The organism is Halomonas sp. 707D4 (assembly GCF_024158685.1).
Classification (GTDB): Bacteria; Pseudomonadota; Gammaproteobacteria; order Pseudomonadales; family Halomonadaceae; genus Vreelandella.
In genome coordinates, this window is record NZ_JAMZBD010000604.1 from 1 (window position 1) to 1,592 (window position 1,592).

Genomic DNA, 1,592 nt, shown 5'->3' on the forward strand with positions numbered 1-1,592 from the left:
GCCCCCGCCTGTGGCCTTTGGTCATCACGCTGCTGTTTCTGGCCTGCCTGCTCACGGCGCTCGCGGTGGTGGCGACCACGCACATGACCCGCACCCAGTACGCTCATCTCCAGCGCCTCGAGCAGGAGAAGAGCCAGCTGCAGACCGAGTGGGGGCAACTGCTCCTTGAAGAGGGCGCCTGGTCGACGCCGGCGCGCATCGAGCAGATCGCCACCGACCGGCTCGACATGCGCATTCCCGATGTCAACGATGTCGAGGTCATAAGGCCATGAACCAACGGCGACGGGGAGGGAGTTCCCGACAGCTGCCGATCGCGCCGCCCCTCGGGGGCGGGCGCTTTCTCTTCATCCTGATCCTGGTGGCGCTGGCCGCCATCGTGCTGATCGGGCGCATCACGCTTTTGCAGGTCATCGACCGGCCGTTCTTGCAAAGCCAGGGCGATGCAAGAACGCTGCGCCACGAGGTGATTCCCTCCCATCGCGGCATGATCACCGACCGCAACGGCGAGCCGCTGGCGATCTCCACGCCCGTGGTGACGCTTTGGGCCAACCCCCAGGAGCTGCCTACCGATGGCATCCAGCGGGTGATGCTCGCCCAGGCGCTGGGCATGAGCCTGGACGACCTGGAGTCGCGCGTGGCGCGCTACGAGAACCGCGAGTTCATGTACCTGCGCCGTCAGATGACGCCGGAGGCGGCCCAGCGCATTCTCGATCTGCGCACGCCCGGTGTCTACCAGCAGCGCGAGTACAAGCGCTACTACCCGGCCGGCGAAGTCGCCGCCCAGCTTCTGGGCGTCACCAACGTCGACGATATCGGCCAGGAGGGGCTCGAGCTCGCCTACCAGCCGTTTCTGGCCGGCCACCCGGGCCAGCGCCGGGTGCTCAAGGACCGTCGCGGGCGACTGGTGCGCGAGCTCGGCATCATCAGCGATGCCCAGCCCGGCGGCGAGCTGTCGCTCGCCATCGACCAGCGCATCCAGTACATGGCCTACCGGGAGCTGCGCGCGGCGGTCGCCGAGAACGAGGCCGATGGCGGCGTGCTGGTCACCATGGATGCGCGCACCGGCGAGGTGCTGGCGATGGCCAACCTGCCGTCCTACAACCCCAACAACCGCGCCGGGCTCGACCCGCGGGGGCTGCGCAACCAGGCGCTGGTCGACGTGTTCGAGCCAGGCTCGGTCATGAAGCCGCTGGCCATGGCGGCGATCCTCGAAAGCGGCGTGGTCGATCGTAACGTGGTGGTGGATACCTCGCCCGGCTGGATGCGCATCGACCAGTTCACCATCCGCGACATCCGCAACTACGGCGAGCTCGACCTGCCCGGCATTCTCGAGAAATCCTCCAACATCGGCATGTCCAAGCTCACCCTGCAGCTCGACGACACCACGGTGTGGGAGAAGTACAACCAGCTCGGCTTCGGCCAGAGCCCGGGCACCGGCTTTCCTGGTGAATCGACCGGAAGCCTTCCGGCACCGGTGCGCTGGTCACGCAGCGAGCGCGCCGCGCTCTCCTACGGCTACGGGCTCTCGGTCTCGGCGATCCAGCTCGCCAGCGCCTACACGGCGCTTGCCAACGGCGGCATGCGCATGCCGC

At 67.8% G+C, this 1,592-nt stretch carries 2 protein-coding genes; both read left to right on the plus strand.

The window, feature by feature from the left end; genetic code table 11:
• Positions 1 to 8 precede the first annotated feature (8 nt).
• Complete coding sequence (gene ftsL, locus BIS11_RS17075; RefSeq protein ID WP_253586655.1) at positions 9 to 272, plus strand: cell division protein FtsL; 264 nt, start codon at positions 9 to 11, stop codon at positions 270 to 272.
• Positions 269 to 1,592: penicillin-binding protein 2 (locus BIS11_RS17080; protein ID WP_253586654.1), on the plus strand; the 1,324-nt coding region annotated here is incomplete at its 3' end. The genes ftsL and BIS11_RS17080, both read left to right, overlap by 4 nt.